This window comes from Agrobacterium leguminum (assembly GCF_005144435.2).
In the GTDB taxonomy this organism is placed as follows: domain Bacteria; phylum Pseudomonadota; class Alphaproteobacteria; order Rhizobiales; family Rhizobiaceae; genus Agrobacterium; species Agrobacterium leguminum.
Map to the genome: position 1 here is coordinate 262,447 of NZ_CP120212.1, position 20,493 is coordinate 282,939.

The 20,493-nt window shown below is 59.5% G+C and carries 17 protein-coding genes; 6 read left to right on the forward strand and 11 right to left on the reverse strand.

From position 1 onward, the window contains the following. Nucleotides 1-155 precede the first annotated feature (155 nt). Nucleotides 156-1,406 (forward strand): zinc metallochaperone AztD, encoded by a 1,251-nt coding sequence (aztD, locus tag CFBP4996_RS15770; protein WP_080854599.1) that lies wholly within the window; start codon nucleotides 156-158, stop codon nucleotides 1,404-1,406. A gap of 67 nt (nucleotides 1,407-1,473) precedes the next feature. On the opposite strand, the gene CFBP4996_RS15775 is transcribed toward aztD, so the two are convergent. The 4 genes from CFBP4996_RS15775 to CFBP4996_RS15790 are packed head-to-tail and all read right to left on the reverse strand — an operon-like array spanning nucleotide 1,474 to nucleotide 6,325. Beyond that, nucleotides 1,474-2,472: a TRAP transporter substrate-binding protein gene (locus tag CFBP4996_RS15775; RefSeq protein WP_080854598.1), complete on the reverse strand. Its 999-nt coding sequence runs from the start codon at nucleotides 2,470-2,472 to the stop codon at nucleotides 1,474-1,476. A gap of 16 nt (nucleotides 2,473-2,488) precedes the next feature. Next, nucleotides 2,489-4,321, reverse strand: a complete 1,833-nt coding sequence (locus CFBP4996_RS15780; protein ID WP_080854597.1) for a TRAP transporter large permease — start codon at nucleotides 4,319-4,321, stop codon at nucleotides 2,489-2,491. 28 nt (nucleotides 4,322-4,349) lie between these two features. After that, a complete protein-coding gene (locus CFBP4996_RS15785) occupies nucleotides 4,350-5,477 on the reverse strand; it encodes an LLM class flavin-dependent oxidoreductase (protein ID WP_080854596.1) in 1,128 nt (375 codons plus the stop codon). Then, on the reverse strand, nucleotides 5,474-6,325 hold the full coding sequence (locus CFBP4996_RS15790; RefSeq protein ID WP_080854595.1) for an ABC transporter substrate-binding protein: 852 nt from the start codon (nucleotides 6,323-6,325) through the stop codon (nucleotides 5,474-5,476). Before CFBP4996_RS15790 ends, CFBP4996_RS15785 begins: the two co-directional genes overlap by 4 nt. A gap of 211 nt (nucleotides 6,326-6,536) precedes the next feature. Here CFBP4996_RS15790 and CFBP4996_RS15795 point away from each other — a divergent pair, with 211 nt between their 5' ends. Together CFBP4996_RS15795 and CFBP4996_RS15800 are read left to right on the forward strand one after the other, a co-directional pair. Next, nucleotides 6,537-6,902 (forward strand): ArsR/SmtB family transcription factor, encoded by a 366-nt coding sequence (locus CFBP4996_RS15795; RefSeq protein ID WP_080854594.1) that lies wholly within the window; start codon nucleotides 6,537-6,539, stop codon nucleotides 6,900-6,902. 1 nt (nucleotide 6,903) lies between these two features. After that, nucleotides 6,904-7,533, forward strand: a complete 630-nt coding sequence (locus CFBP4996_RS15800; protein ID WP_080854593.1) for a glutathione S-transferase family protein — start codon at nucleotides 6,904-6,906, stop codon at nucleotides 7,531-7,533. On the opposite strand, the gene CFBP4996_RS15805 is transcribed toward CFBP4996_RS15800, so the two are convergent. Continuing rightward, the gene (locus CFBP4996_RS15805; RefSeq protein ID WP_080854592.1) at nucleotides 7,530-9,365 is read right to left on the reverse strand and encodes an ABC transporter ATP-binding protein; all 1,836 of its coding nucleotides are present in this window, start codon (nucleotides 9,363-9,365) and stop codon (nucleotides 7,530-7,532) included. The genes CFBP4996_RS15800 and CFBP4996_RS15805 overlap by 4 nt on opposite strands. Before the next feature lie 213 nt (nucleotides 9,366-9,578). Then, nucleotides 9,579-10,775, reverse strand: coding sequence for an aminotransferase class V-fold PLP-dependent enzyme (locus CFBP4996_RS15810; protein ID WP_080854906.1), 1,197 nt, complete (start codon nucleotides 10,773-10,775; stop codon nucleotides 9,579-9,581). Nucleotides 10,776-10,863: 88 nt separating this feature from the next. Between CFBP4996_RS15810 and CFBP4996_RS15815 the strand changes: the two genes are divergently transcribed. Further along, nucleotides 10,864-11,700, forward strand: coding sequence for an IclR family transcriptional regulator (locus CFBP4996_RS15815; RefSeq protein ID WP_059758172.1), 837 nt, complete (start codon nucleotides 10,864-10,866; stop codon nucleotides 11,698-11,700). Between the two features lie 6 nt (nucleotides 11,701-11,706). Here the strand turns inward: CFBP4996_RS15815 and CFBP4996_RS15820 are convergent, their stop codons facing one another. The 5 genes from CFBP4996_RS15820 to CFBP4996_RS15840 all read right to left on the reverse strand — a co-directional run bounded on the left by CFBP4996_RS15820 (nucleotide 11,707) and on the right by CFBP4996_RS15840 (nucleotide 17,059). Next, nucleotides 11,707-12,201, reverse strand: coding sequence for a RidA family protein (locus CFBP4996_RS15820; protein ID WP_080854591.1), 495 nt, complete (start codon nucleotides 12,199-12,201; stop codon nucleotides 11,707-11,709). Nucleotides 12,202-12,283: 82 nt separating this feature from the next. Then, nucleotides 12,284-13,507 (reverse strand): amidohydrolase/deacetylase family metallohydrolase, encoded by a 1,224-nt coding sequence (locus tag CFBP4996_RS15825; RefSeq protein ID WP_080854590.1) that lies wholly within the window; start codon nucleotides 13,505-13,507, stop codon nucleotides 12,284-12,286. A 1-nt stretch (nucleotide 13,508) separates the two neighbouring features. Beyond that, entirely contained in the window at nucleotides 13,509-14,384 is an 876-nt protein-coding gene (locus CFBP4996_RS15830) for an ABC transporter permease (protein WP_065655629.1), read from the reverse strand. Continuing rightward, nucleotides 14,384-15,325: an ABC transporter permease gene (locus tag CFBP4996_RS15835; protein WP_035220817.1), complete on the reverse strand. Its 942-nt coding sequence runs from the start codon at nucleotides 15,323-15,325 to the stop codon at nucleotides 14,384-14,386. Before CFBP4996_RS15835 ends, CFBP4996_RS15830 begins: the two co-directional genes overlap by 1 nt. 207 nt (nucleotides 15,326-15,532) lie before the next feature. After that, the gene (locus CFBP4996_RS15840) at nucleotides 15,533-17,059 is read right to left on the reverse strand and encodes an ABC transporter substrate-binding protein (RefSeq protein ID WP_080854589.1); all 1,527 of its coding nucleotides are present in this window, start codon (nucleotides 17,057-17,059) and stop codon (nucleotides 15,533-15,535) included. A 503-nt stretch (nucleotides 17,060-17,562) separates the two neighbouring features. Here CFBP4996_RS15840 and CFBP4996_RS15845 point away from each other — a divergent pair. Next, complete coding sequence (locus CFBP4996_RS15845) at nucleotides 17,563-18,687, forward strand: glycosyltransferase family 4 protein (protein WP_080854588.1); 1,125 nt, start codon at nucleotides 17,563-17,565, stop codon at nucleotides 18,685-18,687. Nucleotides 18,688-19,101: 414 nt separating this feature from the next. Then, nucleotides 19,102-20,298, forward strand: coding sequence for a polysaccharide biosynthesis/export family protein (locus tag CFBP4996_RS15850; protein ID WP_080854587.1), 1,197 nt, complete (start codon nucleotides 19,102-19,104; stop codon nucleotides 20,296-20,298). Nucleotides 20,299-20,493: the final 195 nt, after the last annotated feature.

The following is a 20,493-nucleotide window of genomic DNA, read 5'->3' on the forward strand; positions in this document are numbered from 1 at the left end:
CCAGATTTTCCACATTGCGACATCCAGCTCGGTTGACATTGGCCCTGCACGTAATGCTAATACGCGACTCGTAACGTAATAACATTACAATCATCCTCAAAAGACCGCCATCGGTTCAACTCCGCAAGAGGATGACAACGTCTGGAAGGAACACCATGAGATTTTCCCTTCATCACCATCTCGGCATGAGCGCGCTTGCAACATGCCTTGCCCTCGCCATGCCCCTTGCCCCAGGCATGGCGCTGGCCGAAGAAAGCAACGACAGCATCAAGGAATGGCGGCTGTTCGTCGCCGATCACAGCCAGCCGGTGGTGCGCGCAATCAATTTCGAAACCGGCAAGGAACTCGGACGCTACGATCTCAAGGGTTACGCGGCGCTGACCGCCAGCGCCTCCGGCAAGACAGTCTTCGCGACGCAATCGGATGCCGACATGGTGCATGTGATCAAGACCGGCATCGTTTTCTCCGATCACGGCGAACATCGCGATCTGGATGTGGAAGATGCGGCGCTTTTGCCCGTCACCTTCGAAGGCAAGCGCCCTTTCCACGTCGTGCCGCATGACGACCATGCGATCCTTTTCTATGACCGTGGCGGCAAGGCGGAGATCATCGACGAGGCGGCCCTGCTGGACGGCAAGGCTAAGGTCCGCACCGTCGACACGACTGCGCCGCACCACGGCGTGGCGGTGACGATGGGGCGTTACGTTCTGGTTTCCGTGCCGAATACCGAAATCGAAACGAAACCCGATACGCTGCCGCCCCGCATTGGATTGCGTGTTCTCGACAGGGACGGCAAGCAGGTCGGCGAACAGGCGGCATGCACCGATCTGCATGGCGAGGCGACATCCGCACGGCTTGCCGCTTTTGGCTGCAAGGAAGGCATTCTCGTTGCCCGCCCCGGCGGCACGGATGGCCCGAAGCTGGAAATGCTGACCTATCCGGAGGATTTCCCGAAAGCCTATACCGGCACGCTGCTCGGCGGCAAATCCATGCAGTTCTTCCTCGGCAATTACGGTGAGGACAAGGTCGTCCTGATCGATCCGGACAGCAAGGACGCCTTCCGTCTGGTGGAACTGCCGACCCGGCGCGTCGATTTCATTCTCGATCCCGCCAATCCGCGCAATGCCTACATCCTGACGGAAGACGGCGATCTGCATGTGCTTGACGTGCTGGAAGGCGCCATCACCCGCAAGGCAAAGGTGACCGAGCCCTACAGCAAGGACGGCCATTGGCGCGATCCGCGTCCGCGTCTCGCGGTTGCCGATGGGCAGGTCGCGATCTCCGATCCGCGCCATTCCCTGATCCGCGTGGTGGATGCGGAAAGCCTGAAGGAAACCCGCACGGTTGCGGTGGAAGGCCAGCCCTTCTCCATCGTCGCCGTCGGCGGTTCCGGCGCTTCGCACTGATCCTGAACAAAGAAAACCCCGTGCGCCGATTGGCGCACGGGGTTCTTCAATTTCAAAGACCCTATCCTCAGGCGGACTGGATCGCCTCGATCTTGTCGATGCCGCCGACGACGCCGGCAAAATCCTGCCAGACGCCCTGAGCACCCTTGCGCCATTCATCCAGCGCTTCCGGCTGCAGCACCTTGCCGCCCTTGGAGAGCGCAAGCTCAACGGACTTCGTTTCGTCCTCGACGATCAGCTGGTTGAAATAGTGTGCACCCTCGCTGGAGGCTTCCGAAAGAACCTTTTTTTCTTCGTCATCCAGCTGGTTCCAGAAGGTCGCGCCGTAATAGACGACGCCCGAGGCCCAGATATGGCCGGTCTCGGTCATATAGGGCACGACCTCGTAAAGCTTGAAGCCGGCATAGGCGGACTTGGTAAGGTCCATGGCATCGGCCACGCCGGTCGCCAGCGCATTATAGGTCTCGGTGATCGGAATACCGACCGGCGTTGTGCCGAAAGCGCTCCAGAGCTTGGTGTGCAGCGGGCTCTGGATGACGCGGATCTTCTTGCCTTCCAACTGCTCCGGTCGGGTAACAGGCTCCTTGGTCAGAAGATGGCGAGCGCCGTAATTGATGAAATCGGCGGCGACGAATTGCTGCGCGCCGAGCTTCGTCTTCAGCTCGTTGCCCGTCTCGCCCGTCACCACCTTGCGCACATGGTCGGCATCGCGGAACAGGAAGGGCAGATCGAGGATCTGCAATTCCGGCACCCAGCCGGAAAGCGAGGAGACGGTGGAAAGGCTCGCCTGAACCGATCCCAGACGGATGTTTTCCGCCACTTCCTTTTCGCCGCCAAGGGCACCGCTCTTGACGATGTTGAAACGGAAGCGGCCGGGCAGCTTCGCCTCCACCAGCTCGCTGATCTTCACCCAGATTTTCGTCTCCGGCTTGTCGTCGGCGAAAAGCGACGCGACGGTGAGGCTGCGCGTTCTGGCATGTGCCGTCCGCACGAAGGCGGGTGCGGCAAGCGTTGCCGCGCCAATGGCGGAAAATTTGAGGAGATTGCGGCGATCGATAATAGTCATGAATGAAACCCCGGATTTAGAAGAAAATGGCCCAGGCGCACAGAATGGCGAGGGAAACGAGAAGAGAGACGAGATAGGGAACGACCGCCCGGAAAAGCGCGGTTGCCGGAATGCGAGTGACGCCGCTGACCACGAAGATCAGCATGCCGAGCGGCGGCGTCAGGCCATGGATCATCAGATTGACCACGAGGATGACGCCGAAATGGATCGGATCGATGCCGGCGGCCACGGCCGCGGGCAGCAAGATCGGCCCGAACAGCAGGATGGCCGCACCGATATCCAGCACCAGGCCGACCACGAGCAGGATAAGGTTGGAGAGCAGCAGTACCGCGATCTTGCTGCCGCCGAGCAACGTCACGAAATCCGTGACGAGGCCCGAGACATTATCGACCGCCAGCAGGAAGGCGAAAGGCCCCGCCGTGCCGATCAGAAGACCGATGGCCGCCGCTTCACCCGCCGATTGGCGGAAGGTAGCAAAAATGCGGCCCGCGCCCAGCCGGTAACCGAAGCCGAGAAGCAGCGTGTAAAGCGCCGCAAGTGCTGCCGCTTCCGTGGTGGTGACGATGCCGATGCGGATGCCGACCACCACGATGACGCCAAGACCGAAGGCCGGTATGGCAGCGACAGCCGAGCGCCAGCGCTCCGCACCCGTGGCACGCGGCAAGGTATCGACGCTGCGCACGCTGAAATGGATTGCCACCGCAAGGCAGACCGCCATCAGCCCGCCGGCAAAGAAACCGCCAACCAGCAGCGAGCCGACCGAAAGGTTAGTGGCCGTTGCGAGGATGAGAAAGGCGATGGAAGGCGGAATGACATTGTCCAGCACCGAGGTAGCGGCAATGATCGCGCCTGCCTGCGCCGGCGGATAGCCGTGCTTGACGAGTTCCGGCTGGAAGGTGGAGGCGCCAAAGGCGGCATTGGCGACCGATGAGCCGGATGCTCCGGAAAACAGCACGCTGGTCAGAAGCGTCGTCTGCGCCAGGCCTGCCCGCCGGTGGCCGACCATGGAGGCAGCGAAACGCACCAGCTGGTTGGCGACGCCCGATTCCGTCAGCAGGCTTCCGGCCAGCAGGAAGAAGGGAATGGCGAGCAGCAGGAATTTCGACATGCCGGTCACGGTTGACGAAACGATGGCCGGCTCCGGCAAGGTGCTGCCGAAGGCAATCGCCACATAGGCGGCGGCAAGGAAGGCATGAGCAAGCGGCGCGGCAAGCACCAGCCCCACGGCCGCCGTCAGCGCCAGAAACAGGCTCGGCGGCAGGCTCGTATCGACGAAAACTTCCGGCAGGCCAACATAGGCCACGACTGCGATGGCGAGAGATGCGAGAACGGCAAACAGCTTGCCTTCACTGACACGCTGAAGGACCAGATAAAGAAGGATAAGCGCGCCGCCTGCGCCGAGAAAGCCGAAACGCACCCATTCCGGCAGGCCAAGCGTCGGAGACGTGCCGCCGAGCATCGCCGCAATCTCTACCCCGCCGAAAGCGAGGATAAGCGCTGCGACGAAGGAGAAGGCATCGGCCAGAATTTCGGTCGCCGCGTGAAATCGTTGCGGGAGGAACCGCACGAAGACATCGAGCCGCATGGCGAGCGCGCTTTTGAGACTGAGCGGCGCACCGACCGCGATCATGGCCACATGCAGCCAGATGCCGAGGTCTTCCGCGCCAATGAAGCCTGTGTGAAACAGGTAACGCAGCGTGACATTGACGAGCACCACCACGAGCAGCGCCGCAAGGATGGCCGCCGCGACCGCGCCGAGCACCGTGTCCAGAACGGCGAGCACCCGCTCTGCCACGCGTTGCGGGCCGATGCGTCTTTGTGCGATTGTCGTTGCCGGACTTGCCGTCATGTCTTGTCTCTCCACTCCCGCACCATGCTCAGGAGGCCTTGGCCGAGAGGTCGCGATCGAACAAAGTCGACCAGGTGAATTGTTTTGCCGTCGAGACCTCACGCGATACGTCAAGACGTGGCAGAACCTTTTCGCCGAAGCGGAAAGCCTCTTCCAGCAATGGCATGCCGGAAAGGATGAAGGTATTCACGCCCGCCTTCTTATAGGCCTCCAGCGTGCGGATGACAGTATCCGGCGAGCCGACAATCGCGGTTCCCGGGCCCGGACGGACAAGCCCGATGCCGGCCCAGAGATTGGGCGCGATTTCAAGATCGCGCAGATTCTCCGGTTTCTGGCCGCCGTGCATCGCCGTCATGCGCTGCTGGCCGACGGAATCGGTCTTGCCGACGAAACGCTGGTTGGCGGCAATCGCACGCTCATCCATGCGGCCGTAGAGATCGGCAGCGGCAGCCCAGGCCTCTTCATCCGTATCGCGCACGATGACATAAAGGCGAATGCCGTATTCCAGCTCGCGACCGAGCTTTTCCGCCCGCGCCTTGACGAGATCGACCTTCGCGCCGATCTGATCCGGGGTTTCCCCCCAGGAAAGATAGGTCTCGACATGTTTGGCGGCAACGTCGATGGCCTTGTCCGAGGAGCCGCCAAACCACAATGGCGGAGGCTCGATGCCCTGCCCCACCGGCAGCGCCAACTTTGCGCCCTCAGTCTGGAAATGCCGCCCCTTGAAATCGACTGTTTCGCCGGCAAAAAGGCGGTGCCAGATCTGCAGATATTCATCCGCCATATCGTAACGCTCATCATGCGGCATGGTCATGCCGTATGCGCCGAGCATCTTCGCATCGCCCGAGACGACATTTATCAGCAGGCGGCCGCGCGAAAACTCCTGAAGCGTCGCCGCCATCTTGGCGAGCAGCGTCGGCGCAACAAGGCCCGGATGGATGGCGACCAGCAGTTTCAGCCGCTCGGTATAGGAAAGCAACGCGCCAGCCAGAACCCAGACATCATGCGCGCCGGTGGCAAACAGCGCACCGGTATAACCCAGCTGGTCATAAGCGAGCGCCAGCTGTTTGTAATAACCGAGATCGACCTTGCGGGACCCTTCCGGCTGCCAGGGATAAGCGCCGTCGGGCGCACACATGTACCAGAAAACATTCATCTGCCGCCTCCCACGCTGGCTGATTGCCCGGTCAGAACCGGTAAAGAGAAATGACCGTGCCTGTAAAGCGTATCGGCCTCCTCCTGCTGTTCGGCAAGGATATTTTCGGCAGCGGCCACGACCGAAAGGTCTCGCGACCTCAGCACCTTGGCCCAGGACTGCGCATCACCTTCGCTGCCCGGTTCCGCGGCGAGAAGGGCGGCGGCTTTGTCGATATCCGCCATCACGGCGCGGCCGATGCGATCCAGCTCGGCCGCAATTGCCTGCCCTGTCTCGCCCGCTATGTTGTGGCGCGCAAGTGTCCAGAATAGCGAACGGTTGGGAATGGTGGAGCCACAGCGAACCAGAAGGCTGATCTCCTCATGGGTCAGAGCCTTTTCCAGCCGCGGCGACATCGTCACCCAGGCATCCACGCGGCCTTCCACGAGATCACGCAGGCTATCGCTGTCGCCGCTTTCGATACGGGTCACATCCGCAAGACCAAGCCCCGCCCCTTCCAGGCTGCGCGCCAGAAGATAGGTGTGAAACGATCCGTCAATCAGCGATATGCGTTTTCCCGCAAGATCCGCTGCGGAGCGGATCGGGCTATCGCGCCTCACGAGGATCGCGCCATTGGCGGGCCGTGGTGCGGACGCGGCGATATATCTTGCGGAAAGCCCGCGTGCATCCGCCTCGATGGGCGGTGTCGAACCCGTACCGCCGAAATGGATGTCGCCCTTTTCCAGAAGCGCCGCCGTATCTCGGCCTTCACGATAGGCCACGAATTCCGGATCGAATTCTTCAAAGGCGCCGGGCCAGAGCCGGGCGAGCCGTAAATGCAGATTATTGGGATGGACCCCGATTTTCATGTCGACACCTCATTTCGCAATCAATCTACTTTTTTATAGAATGTTTTCGAGGAAGGTTTTGGCGATCCTTGGCCGGAAAGCGAAAGAGAAATCTACCAATCCTGTAGATTTTGAAAAATGCTTGATCGGGTCGAACTAGCTTTCATCAAGCCATTGAAATTTATCGTCATAAAATCTACTTTTTTGTAGTTTTAAAAATGGGCCTGTAGTCGTGACGAAACCGGTTTCCAATCTCATCTGCCGCAGCGTGGTGGAAGCGAGCGAGCTTTTGAAGCTTGTCGCCAACGCCAATCGTCTGGCCATCGTCTGTTATCTCATGGAAACGGAGGCTTCCGTTTCCGCGCTGGAATATGAACTCGGCATCCAGCAGCCAACGCTTTCGCAGCAACTTGCCGAATTGCGCGACGCCGGTGTGATCGAAGGCTCGCGGGAAGGCAAGGCGGTGATCTATCGTGTCACCGATCCGCGTATCGTCCAATTGATTCTGACGCTGCGCGGTCTTTACACGGACCTTTCCGACGTGACCGGCAAGAAAGGCAGACGGGTACTGCCGCTGGATGAGGCAATGTTCGACTAGCATGATCGACCTTTACACCTGGATCACACCCAACGGTCTTAAAATCTCGATTGCACTGGAAGAACTTGGCCTGCCCTATCGAAGCCACGCCATCGACATCGAAAAAGGCGAACAATTTGCCGCCGATTACGTCCGCATCAATCCCGGCTCGAAAATCCCTGCGATTGTCGACGATGAAAACGGCACCGTCCTGACGGAATCGAACGCGATCCTGATCTATCTTGCCGAAAAGGCAGGCCGGCTTCTGCCCGCCGCCGCGACCGAGCGACTGGTCGTCACGGAATGGCTGATGTGGCAGGCCGCCAATTTCGGCCCGACACTCGGTTATGCCCATTATTTCCTGACCTACCATGCCGGACAGGCACCCTTTGCCGAAACGCGTTTCGCGGCGGATGTGGCGCGGCTTTACCGGACATTGAACGACCGCTTGAGCGAGCGGGAATTCGTGGCCGGCGATTTCTCCATCGCCGATATCGCCATCTGGCCATGGGTCTCGCGTTTCGCGCGCCACAAAATCAATCTCTATGATTTTCCGGCGGTACAGCGATGGTATCGCCAGCTTGGACAGCGGGAAAGTTTTAAGCGCGGTTATCGCGTGCCCTTCGCAACATCGGACGTACCGGGACTTTAACAGGCAACGAGGTGGCCGGGCGAAACCTCGCGATATTCACGCGGCTTGACGATATAATCGACGGCGCGGATCGGGCTTTTCAGCTCGTCATTCGCAGCACCCCGCCGCGTGTTGCGGCGATCCGGATCGGGCACCGGCACGGCCGCCATCAGCTTGCGGGTATAGTCATGCTGCGGATTGTCGAAGACAGCCGCACGCGGACCGATCTCGACGATCTCGCCGAGATACATCACCGCCACCCGGTGGCTGACGCGTTCCACCACCGCCATGTCATGGCTGATGAACAGAAAGGCAAGGTCGAGGCTCTGTTGCAGGTCCAGCATCAGGTTGATGACCTGCGCCTTGATGGAAACATCCAGCGCCGAAACGCTTTCATCCGCGACAATCACCTTGGGCTGGAGCGCCAAGGCACGCGCGATGCAGATGCGCTGGCGCTGGCCACCGGAAAATTCATGCGGGTAACGCGAAGCCATGTCTGGCGAGAGACCGACCTTTTTGAGCATGTCGGCCACCACATCCTTCGCCTCGCGGGCGCTTCCCATGCGATGCTCCAAAAAAGGTTCGGCAATCGCCGCACCCACCGTCATACGCGGATTGAGCGAGGCGAAAGGATCCTGAAAGATCATCTGAACCGTCTTGCGCATGTCCCGCATGCCCGTCTTGTCGAGCGCGAGAATGTTTTCGCCGTTGACTACGACCGAACCGGCATCCGGCTCTATCAGCCGCATGATGGCGCGTCCGGTGGTGGATTTGCCGCAGCCGCTTTCGCCCACCAATGACAATGTTTCACCGGCCCTGAGATCGAAGGACACGTTTTCCACCGCATGCACGCGGCCGCTGAGGCGCCCCAGAAGACCGGAATGAATATCGAAACGCTTGGTCAGCCCCTCCACCTTGAGCACGGGCTGTGCGGCGGCGTTGACGGTATCGGCCGGACGCGCCGGCTCCTGCATTTCTCCCGTGGTGGTGTTGACGATGGGAAACCGGAGCGGTCTTTCCTCGCCTTTCATCGACCCCAGAACCGGAACGGCAGACAAAAGTGCACGCGTATAGGGATGTTTGCCGCGATGGAAAATATCCGCCGTCGCACCGACTTCCACTTGCTCGCCGCGATACATGACGACCGTGCGGTCGGCGATTTCGGCGACCACACCCATATCGTGGGTAATGAAGAGGACCGACGTGCCCTCCTCCTCCTGCAGCGTCTTGATGAGGTCGAGAATCTGGCCCTGGATCGTCACATCAAGCGCCGTCGTCGGCTCGTCGGCGATCAAGAGCTTTGGTCGCGAGGCAAGCGCCATGGCGATCATCACGCGCTGGCGCATGCCACCGGAAAAGCGATGCGGATATTCATCGAAGCGCGAGGCGGCAGACGGGATGCGGACCTTTTCGAGAAGGCGGATCGTCTCGGCCCGCGCTTCCGCTTTCGACATCGGCTGATGGCACAGCAGGGCCTCGGAAATCTGGTCTCCGATGGTGAAGAGCGGATTGAGGCTGGTCATCGGCTCCTGAAAGATCATCGCAACCTCATTGCCCCGCACCCGCCGCATGGCGTCTTCGGAAAGAGAAAGCAGGTTGCGCCCGCCAAGCAGGATTTCACCCTGAACCCTGCTGCTTTCCCGATCCAGCAGCCGCATGATGGAGAGCGAGGTAACGCTCTTGCCGGAGCCGCTTTCGCCGACGATCGCGACCGTCTCGCCCGGCCCGACATCGAAGGAAATATCACGCACCACCGGCTTCCAGCCGCCATCCACGTGAAAGGACGTGGTGAGATTGCGGACGGAAAGTACGGCATCTTCGGCACCAAGCGGTGCTGCCTGCGGCATGGTCATGAGCGTTCCCTTCTTTTCTTCTCATTTGAACTCAGGCAGGGCGTCGCCGCCTGTTTCTTCTCCCCAAGGGGGAGAAGGTGGCCCGAAGGGTCGGATGAGGGGGCAACGCCAGCGATAGATCGCACCCTCGCCCCCTCATCCCGCTGCCGCGGACTTCTCCCCCTCGGGGAGAAGAAGCTCGCGGCACCCGCTCGTTCCATATGCAGTCGTTACTTAATCCGGCCAGCGCAGCATGCCGTCGAAACGGTGACGGCTGCGGTCTTCGAACGGCGTCGCAATCACCTCGTTGGAGGCGCGCGCCTTGTCCAGCTCCTCGGCCAGCCGGGAAGCCACGATGGTCTCCTGGCCGGGATGAAGATTGCAGGGGTCGAGATAGAAATAGCGGTGTTCCACCTCGTGATCGCGGGCAATGATCGGCGGGTTACCTTTGGCAAGCGCCGTCGTCAGGTCCCAGGCGGTGATATGGGCTTCTTCGGCATCGATGATGACGCGCAGCCGGTCGAGCGGGTTGTTGGTCGGGTCGGGCTCGATCAGCGCCGTTACACCCGGGCGTCCATCCAGCGTCTTTTTCCAGAGATTGAGGTAGCCGGTTTCACGCTCGCGAATGCCGGTATGGTCGCGCTTTTCCCAGGCTTCCAGCGCCGCCATGACGCCATAGATGCTTTCCTTGCCGACCTTCATGCCGCGGCCGATGCCCATATTCTGCAGGAAGGCATTACGCACCAGCTCCTTTTTGCCGGCGACGATGCCGGAAGTCGGGCCGCCGAGGAACTTGTGGCCGGAATAAAGCACCATATCCGCGCCCGTCGCTAGAAACAGCTTCAGATCATATTCGGAAGCCGCATCCACGATGACAGGCACGCCCTTGGCATGGGCAATCTCGACGAACTCAGAAAGATGCAGCAGGCCATAATCGACCACATGGTGCGAGACGACATAGACCGCTGCCGCCGTCTTTTCGGTGATGGCGTTTTCCATGTGGAAACGATGGGTCGATGTTGCCTGCCCGATCAGCACCACCTTGCCGCCGCCGAGACGGATCGCCTGATCCACCGGCGCGCCATAGCTCACCACATGCCCCATCTGCACCAGCACTTCGTTCTTTTCCGGGGTCACATCGGGCAGTTTTTCGATGGCCAGCAGATTGTTGCCGGTAATGGCACCCGCAACCGCAAGGCTGATACCCGAGGAGCAGGAGGCCGTGACGAAACCGGCCTCGCCGCCCGTCAGCCTTGCAATGATCGCGCTTGCCTTGCGTTGCAGATCGTTGATCTCGACGAATTGCGGCAGGATGGCCGCCATGGCCTCGACCGCTTCCGGAACGACGATAGAAGCGCCGAGCGAGGTCATGGTGCCCGAGACGTTGATGACCGGGCGAAGGCCGATCCTGCTTCTGATATCCTCGGTCATGTCTTTCTCCTGTCTTTGCGATGCGATGGGCATCGACATATATGCCATAATAATGTAATAGCTTCTCAAAATTCATGAGGAGCCAAAATTGGACGCCCATAAACTGGACGAAACGCCTTCAACCGCCCTGTCCGACGCCGCCGAAAACGCGGACGCGAAGGCGGCCAAGCGCTCGCGCGTCAGCGGTATCGACCGTGCCCTTCAGGTGATTGATTATCTTTACGAAACCGGATCGCCGGCCGGCGCTTACGCCATCGCCAAGGCGATCAAGGCGCCGCTTTCCACCGTCTATGTGATCATCGACGATCTCGTCGAAAAGAACATGCTGGCGCGCAATGCCGATGGCAACATCTGGCTTGGCGCGCGGCTTTATCATTATGGCCTTGCTTATGCCCGCTCGCTGGATTTCATGGGTGTCGCCACCCACGAAATGCACGATCTGTGCCGCCACGCGGGCGAGACCGTGCAGCTTTGCGGCCGCGATGGCGACCATATGCTTGTTCTGGCCATGGCGGATGGTCCGAGCCATTTTCAGGTCGCCTCGCGCGTCGGCACCCGCGTTCCCCTGAACTGGACGGCGTCCGGCCGCCTGCTGGTCGGGCATCTGCCGGAGGCCGAACGTGTCGAGCTTTTCCGCCGTTGCGCCCGCACTTCTCCCACGGGCCGTGCGGAAATCAACCCGGAGACCCTGTCGCAATCGGCAGGTGCGGCCTTCCATGACAGGCTGTCGATACAGGTTGCCGAATCCGATTACGCTGTCGCCTGCATCGCCTCGCCGATTTGCGACAACAGGGGCGAATGCGTGGCGACGATTTCCATCGTGCTGCCGGAACAGAAGGTGCTGGCGGACGAAAACCATTATACCGAGCAGGTCAGGGTTTCGGCGGAACGGATCGAAAAGCTGATGGGCTGGCGCAACCATTGAACGGCCTCAATCCTTGAGCGCGACGATGGCTTCTATCTCAACGGTGATGTTACCCGGCAGCGAGCCGAAACCGACGGCGGAGCGGGCATGTTGTCCCGCATCGCCGAACACATCGATGAAGAGATCGGAGCAGCCATTGATGACGCTCGGGTGATCGCGGAAATCGCTGACGGCGTTCACCATGCCGAGCAGCTTGACCACCTTCTTCACCCGCGACAGGTCCCCCAGCGCTTCATGCATGACGGCAAGCAGGTTGATGCCGGTGAGCCGCGCATGGTTATAGGCCTCTTCCAGCCCGATTTCCGCGCCCACCTTGCCGGCGTAAAGATGGCCGTTTTCCTCCCGCGGCCCCTGCCCCGAAAGATATAGCATGTTGCCTTCCACCACATGGGTGACGAAATTGGCAATCGGCGGCGGTGGCGGCGGCAGGGAGATGCCAAGCGCGGCGAGCCGGTCATAGGGCGAAAGATGCCCATCTGCGTCGAGCGAAGACTGTTTCACGCGAATTCCTCATAATGCCGGGAGGGGTATCCCGTAATGCCTGCGGAAGGCGGAGGACGGACCTCCGCCATTCCAGTCGAGTTCAGCGCCAGGAGTAACCATGGCTGTGGCGCACGAGCTTGCGCGCCCTTGGAATATAACGGCTGGCGGCAATCGCCTCGGCGCCGATGACCGCGTAACGCGGCTCGAACAGGCGAGTCAGACGCGCCACGTCGCCGTTGGAATCGGTCGCTTCCAGATCGGCATCGACAAGATCGAAAATCGTGAAATCAGCGCGCTGGCCGACATCGAGGCGATTTTCCATATCGAGGCGAATGATGGAGGCCGGATTGCGGGTGACGGCCTCAACGACGTTTTCAAAGGGCATTTCGACCGACAGCAGCTTCGACATGGTCGTCGCCAGATCCCAGACCGGGAAATTCATCGAGTGGCCGTGCAAATCCGTGGAGATCGAGAAGGGCAAAAGGCCGCGTGCAATCGCCGCTTCCGCCACCTTGAAGGAGAAGGACGCACCACCATGGCCGATATCCAGCCGGATGCCTTCGCCAGCGCAGCGTTCGGCAAGGTTGAACAGGTCCTCGTCTTCCATGATGCTGGAGCCCGACTTGCCGTTGAAGCAATGGGTCACGACATCGCCGGGGCCGAGAATTTCCAGCACCTCGTCGTAAAGTGCCGGCGGTTCGCCCACATGCACCATCATCGGCACTTTCAGTATCTTGGCGATCTTCTTGCCGAGCTTGACCGGTGTAACGCCCCAGGAGCCGGTGATGACATGGCTCGCCCGCACCTTGAGGCCGACAATATGTTCGCTGTTTTCGGCGTAACATTCGAGGATACGATCGAGATCGATATCCTTGATGTCGCGCAGTTCCGGCACGCGGTTACAGGCGACGAGACCGATGGAACCGAGATTGAGGAAGGCCTTGATGCGCTCCCTCGAGGGCTCGATGATATATTCCCGGAAACCGTGGAAATTCGCCTCACCCGCCGAACCGGCATCCACCAGCGTCGTCACGCCACGCTCGGCCCCGCATTCGGAGGGGCGGATAGAAATATCGGTGCCGCCGTGCCAGATATGCACATGCAGATCGACCCAGCCGGGCGAGACGAAGGCACCCCTGGCATCAATGCGCTGCGCATCAGCTGGCGCCTGAATGGCAGGCCCAACCGCGGCGATCTTGCCATCGCCGCCGATCAGAATATCGGTCGAAGCCTGTGATGCACCCTTTCCGAAACCGACGGGTTTGACATTGGTGAGAAGAATGGGAGCTTGAAGAGGCGTTTTCGCCTGTTCACCGGACGTCATATTACAAATCCCTTCGCAGTCTTGGGTCGAGCATGTCCCGCAGCCCGTCACCGACCATTTGCAGCGACAGCACGGAAAGAATGATGGCAAAGCCGGGGAAATAGGTCATCCAGTCCGCCTGGCCGATATATTGGCGGCCGGCGGAGATCATGGTTCCCCAGGTGGGTATTTCGGGGCTGACACCAAGCCCCAGAAACGACAGGCCGGCCTCGGCCAGCATGGCGCTGGCAAAGAGGAAGGTGCATTGCACGAGGATCGGCGAGACCAGATTGCGCAGCACATGCCGCGTCATGATGTGGAAGGTGGAGATGCCGAGCGCCTTCGCCGCCTCCACATAGGGCAGTTCACGGATCACCAGCGTCGAGGCGCGCACGATGCGTGCAAGGCGCGGCGAATAAACGACAGCAAGTGCGATGATGACAGTCGTCAGCGACGGACCGAGCGCGGCCACCAGCGCGATGGCGAGCAGAATATCCGGAAACGCCATCATGGCATCGATCAGCCGCGCAATCGGCGTATCCAGTTTCTGGAAGAAACCGGCGAGCAAACCGAGCGTGATGCCGATCAGCGCCGAAAGCGCCACCACGGCTGCACCCACCAACAGCGACAGTCTTCCGGCATAGATGGTGCGCGAGAAGACGTCGCGACCAAACTCGTCGGTGCCGAACCAGTAAAGCTCGCTTGGTGGCTTCAGGCGGTTCACAATCGACAGCTTCGATGGCGAATAGGGCGCAATCATCGGCGCGAAAACCGCGAGAAGCACGAAGACCAGCAGCACGATGAGACCGGCAGCGACCGTCTTGCGCTTCAGGAGACGCCGAATGAAAAGGACGGTCGGGTTGCGTGCCGGCGGGGCGGTGGAAACGATATCGGCCATCAGTAACGAACCCTCGGATCGACCAGCAGATAGAGCATGTCGATTGCAAAATTGATGAGCACGTAAAGCCCGGCGATGACGAGAAGCGCGCCCTGAATGACCGGATAATCGCGCCTGAGAACGGCCGAGACGACGAGATTGCCGACGCCCGGCAGACCGAAAACGGTTTCCGTGACGACTGCACCGGAAATCAGCACGGCGGCGGTAAGTCCGAGTACGGTCAGGATGGGAATGAGCGCGTTTTTCAGCGCATGTTTCATCACCACGCGGCGCTCCTTGACGCCCTTGGCACGGGCGGTGCGGACATAATCGTCGCCTAAAACATCCAGCATCGAGGCGCGGGTGAAGCGCAGGATGAGGGCGGAGGAGACGAGGCCGAGCGCGATTGCCGGCAGGGTCAGGTGATACATGCGCTCAAGAAAGCTTGCGCCCGGACCGCCATAACCCGATACCGGGAACATATCGAGCCGGACGGCGAAGACCTGCATGAGAATGAGGCCAAGCCAGAAGCTCGGAATGCTTGCCGCCAGCATCGCCACTGTGGTCGCTGCCTGATCGACAAAAGAGCCACGACGGTAAGCGGCATAGATGCCGATGGGAAGGGCGATGACGCTGGCGATCAGCAGCGAAAAAATCGTCAGGAAGAAGGTCGGTTCGGCCCGGTCCAGCAGCGCCGATCCAACCGGCATGTTGAGAAAGATCGACTGGCCGAGATCGCCCTTCAGCAATTGCCCGATATAATAGACATATTGCACGCCGAGCGACTGATCGAGACCGAGCCGGCTGCGCAACTCCGCAATGTCCTGCGCCGAGGCATCCGGCCCCAGCATCACGGCCGCCGGATCTCCGGGTGTTACGCGCAGGATGACGAAGACGATGGTGACGACAAGGAACATCACCACGATCATTCCCGCAAGTCTCTGGAAAATATACCGTATCACGTATAATAGCTCCGAAGCGCGTGATTGCCGCTATCAGGCGACGGTTGAACCGGGTTACTTAAAGATCGACTGCTCACTTCCGTCATGCCAGACTTGATCCGGCATCCAGCCACCACGCGTCCGCGTGGTGAAAAGGTCTCTTGCGATCAAGGACTGATCGCGCTGGACCCCGGCTCAAGGCCGGGGTGACGGCGTGCGGTGCCGGTCTTACTTCGTGACCGATGCATTCCAGAAGTAAGGCCATGGAGCCGGATCGACGCCTTCCAGCTTGTTGGACTTGGCCGCCACGGCATTGAAGTCGCCGATTTTGATGAGCGGCAGCTCGGCATAGATCGTTTTCTGCACATTGGCCCAGAGCGCGATACGCTTGTCCGGATCGGCTTCCGAGGTGAAGGCATCAACCGCCGCCTTGCGCGCCGGCGTATCCCACCAGCCCGGCGAGCCGGTGGAGAGCGCACCGATCAGCGCCGGCTCCGGCAGGAAGGGACTATGGGTGATGTAGATATCCCAGAGCTTCGGGTCGGCGCGGCGCTGCGTCAGCGTCGCCCAGTCCACCACCTGCATATCCACCTTGAAACCGGCAAGCTTCAGATATTCCGCAGCGACCTGCGCCATCTTGTAATGGAACTCATACTGGCGGCTGGTGAGGATGCGCAGCGGCTCGCCGTTGTAACCGGCCGCCTTCAGCTTTTCGGCGGCGGCTTCCGGATTGCCGAGATTATAGTTGCCCTCGACGCCATCTTCCGAATGCCAGGAGAAATTATCGGGATAATAGGCGCCGTCGAGCGCATAGAAATCCGTGCTGCCGAATGCAGCCGCCAGCATGTCTTCCATGTTCAGCGCTTCGGTCACCGCCTTGCGGACCTCCAGCTTGGAAGAAAGCCCCTCCTTCGTGTTGAACACGAAGACCGGATAACCGAAAGGCTTCAGCATCAAAGGCTGTGAGGCAGATGACGACTTCACCTTGTCGAAGGATTCCACCGGAATAGAATCGACGTAGTCATATTGCCCGGAAACGGCGGCTTCGACACGGGTATTCGGATCGGGCACCGGAACGAAGCGGATTTCATCGAGATACTGGTGGCGTGCACCGCCATAACCGTCGCTTTCGCCATCGCGGGACTTGTAGCCATCGAAACGAACGAGCTGGATATACTGGTCGGCCTTGCGTTCCTTCAGCATATAGGGGCCGGTGCCGATGAATTCGGCCATCGGCTCCGCCTGCTTTTCGGCCGGCAGAATGATGGCTGCGGAATTGTTGAAGGCGAGCAGCGAGGCGAGCGGCGCATAGGGCTGCTTGAGGGCGATCGTCACCGTTCCGGCATCCGGCGCGGAGATATTGTCGATAAAGCCGGCTGCCTGCTTGCCGCGCGAGGCGATCTTCATCCAGCGGCCGAGCGAGGCGACGACATCTTCGGATGTCATGTCGCTGCCGTCATGGAACTTGATGCCCTGCCTGAGCTTGATCGTGTAGGTTTTGCCGTCCGCACTGATCTCGGGCAGGCTTTCCGCCAGAAGCGGCGTCACCTTCCAGCCCTTGTCGAAGGTATAGAGCGTTTCGAAAATATGCTGCGTGACGATGCCGACGAGATCGGCGGTAGACGCCATGGGATCGAGGGTCGGCGGCTCGCCGATGGTGGCGACATTGATGACGCCACCCTTCTCCGCAGCCATCATTACACCCGGCGCAAGCAGCAAAGCGGCGGTGGCGAGAAATGCAAGTTTACGTCTCATGGTCAAGCTCCCAGCTCTTATGTGTTCCATTATTATGTTATATGCATCTTTATAACAGAATATCTCGATAAGACGCCTTGTCAATGACAATGCGGCACGATGATGGGTTTCCATGATCGGCGAAACGCAAGAGAAGTCTTCGGGAGAGGTGGCAGCAACGTTTAAGGCAATGAAAAAATGGGAGTTTCGCCAAAAATGCGGCGCGCCGTGACATCCATCTCTTTCGAGTGTGAGAGCGGGAATGACGACTGGCGTTTGACTGCAAAGGAAGAAAGGGAATTAAGAAGGTTGGATATTTCGCATTTGCGAACAAAGTGCTATTAAAGAGCGGACTAACGCTAGGCCACCCCAGACATACCCGCATATTCTTACTAATCGTTACGCCATTTGACGCCGCCAGCCGTATTTTCAAGGGCTGCAGACAGACCTGATATTCTACACCGCCAAACTTTATTCCATGGCGGAACATTAATTTTTATTACGTTGAAATTATTGAGGAAATTATGAAGACGGCAATCGTGCATGACTGGCTCACCGACAGAGGCGGGGCCGAAAAAGTGCTTCACAACCTTCTTGAAATTTATCCTCACGCGGATCTGTACTGCCTTGTCGATTTCATGAGCGAGCGCGACCGGGGGTTTCTCGGCGGCCGTCCCGTCAACACCTCCTTCATCCAGAAGCTGCCTTTCGCCCGGAAAAAATACCGCTCCTATCTGCCGCTCATGCCGCTCGCCATCGAACAGTTCGATCTGAGCGGCTACGATCTGGTGATTTCCTCGAGCTATGCGGTTGCCAAGGGCGTCATCACCGGCCCGGGCCAGTTTCACGTCTCCTATATCCATAGCCCCATCCGCTACGCCTGGGACCTCCAGCACCAGTATCTCAAGGAAACCAGACTGACGCGCGGCTTTACCTCATGGATCGCGCGCGCCATTCTTCACTATATCCGCATGTGGGACATCCGCACCGCCAACGGCGTCGACCTGATGACGGTCAACTCCAAATTCATCCGTAACCGGGTGCGCAAGTGTTATGGCCGCGATTCCACCGTGATCTATCCGCCGGTGGACACGTCCCATCTTTCCCCGTCCGAGCTTAAGGGTGACTATTTCGTCACGGCATCCCGGCTCGTGCCCTACAAGAAGGTGCACCTGATCGTTGAAGCCTTTGCAAAGATGCCCGACAAACGGCTGGTCGTCATCGGCGACGGGCCGGACATGAAACGCATCCGCGAAATCGCCACGCCGAATGTCGAAATCCTCGGTTTCGTGGGCAATGAAGAGCTTCACAAATACATGGCCGAGGCCAGAGCCTTTGTCTTTGCGGCGGAAGACGATTTCGGCATCGTGCCGGTCGAATCCCAGGCGCTCGGCACACCGGTCATCGCCTATGGCAAGGGCGGCGTGCTGGAAACCGTCGTTCCGCTCGGCGCCTCCAACCATCCGACCGGCCTTTATTTCGGTGAGCAGACACCGGAGGCGATCTGCGCCGCCGTACAGGAGTTCGTCGACAATTCCGACCGCTTCGACAAGAACGCCTGCATCAACAATGCCGCCCGCTTCTCACGCGAGCGTTTCCTGCGGGAATTCGCGGATACCGTGAATTTCGCACTGGCTGAGCGGGCATGACGGGCACATAAAAACATTTACAAAACAATTGATTAGTCTTCACGTCAGTCAACAGCAAAAGAAACCGCGCAAGCGTGACAAAACTGCACTAGCGCAATGCAGCAATCAAAGAGATTATGGCATCCAACTGAATATTGAAGCGCAACAATACTGACACCATCAGAAGGTTCGAACATCGTGCCTCGCCCGGAATTTTTCGGCGCAGTTGAACGATGATGAACTTGAAGCATCGTCTGAAATTGGGCATATGCCTGATAGGGGACGTAAACATCCCGGGATGCGATTCCGCTGAACGGATGTAATGCCGATTTGGATTTCCTTTACCGGTGTCATTTATGAAGTGCTTATTTTTAAAAACTTATACGATGTCCGGATTATTTCTGCTTTTCGGACGGCATTCATTTCGAGGACCAAATGCGTTTATTGAATGTTTCGATTCTGCTTGCCTCTGCAGCACTGGCGGGTTGCACGGTTACTGCGGCCTCCGGCCCCGATGCAGCCTCGATCGAATCTAACGCTTCCGTGAAATTCGCCTCCAAGGACAAGCACAAAACCGCCGGTGTCGACTACGCGCTGCTCGACATCAACAGCTCCGTCCTCAATTACGTCGGCGACACCACAACCACCACCCTGCTCGGCAGTTTCGGCGGCGGCAAGGGCGGCGTTCCGGCGCTGCCGATGGGCGTCGGCGACGTGGTGCAGGTTGCAATCTTTGAAAGCCAGGCCGGCGGCCTGTTCATTCCGAACGACGCGGGCAGCCGTCCCGGCAACTTCATCAGCCTGCCGAACCAGACCGTGGACCGGGAAGGCAATATCAGCGTCCCCTATGCGGGCAAGATTCGCGCCACCGGCCGCAATGTCGAGGATGTGCAGAGCGAAATCGAGGAACGGCTCGCCAACCGCGCCATCGAGCCGCAGGTTCTCATCACCAAGATTTCCAGCCGCTCCGCACAGGCCTCCGTGCTGGGCGACGTCAAGGAGCCAACAAAGGTTCAGCTTTCGGAAGCGGGCGATCGGGTTCTCGACATCATCTCCTATGCAAAGGGCCTCAGCGCCCCGAATATCGAATCCTATGTCACGCTGATCCGCCGCGGCAAGACCGCCCGCGTCAACTACAACCACCTCGTCAGCACGCCGTCCGAAAACATCTATGTGGTTCCGGGCGACACGATCATGGTGGAACGTGAGCGCCGCACCTACCTTGCCTTCGGCGCTTCGGGCCTCAACGGACGTTTCGAGTTCGAGGATGCCGATCTCAAGCTTTCGGATGCACTCGGCAAAGCGGGTGGACTGCTCGATTCCCGTGCCGACCCGGCTCAGGTCTATGTTTATCGTATCGTCAAGCGCGATCTTCTCGTGAAGCTCGGCATCAATACGTCGAAGTTCCCCGGACAGGACGTTCCGGTCATCTTCCGCGCCAATCTGCGCGATCCGTCGACCTTCTTCGCCGCCACGAAGTTCCCGATGCAGGATCGCGACATCATCTATGTCACCAACTCGCAGGCCACCGAACTTTACAAGTTCCTGGATCTCGTCGGCTCCGTACCAGCAACGACGGGCAATGTCGCCGAGGACGTGCTGGCGACCCGCAACGCCATCCGGGCCTTCTAGTCGGAGGCTTCTCGCCGTTCATGCCAGAGCCGCCCCGGAAACGAGGCGGCTTTTTCCTTGGCCGGAACCAGCGGCGAAACGGGAACATGGTCAAGCATTGCCTGGAGCATAAACCGAAACCGTCTGCCTCCTGAAAGGCAAGGGATATAGCGACGGTCATTGTCGCCGCCATTACAAAAGTTTAAGGTGATTTCG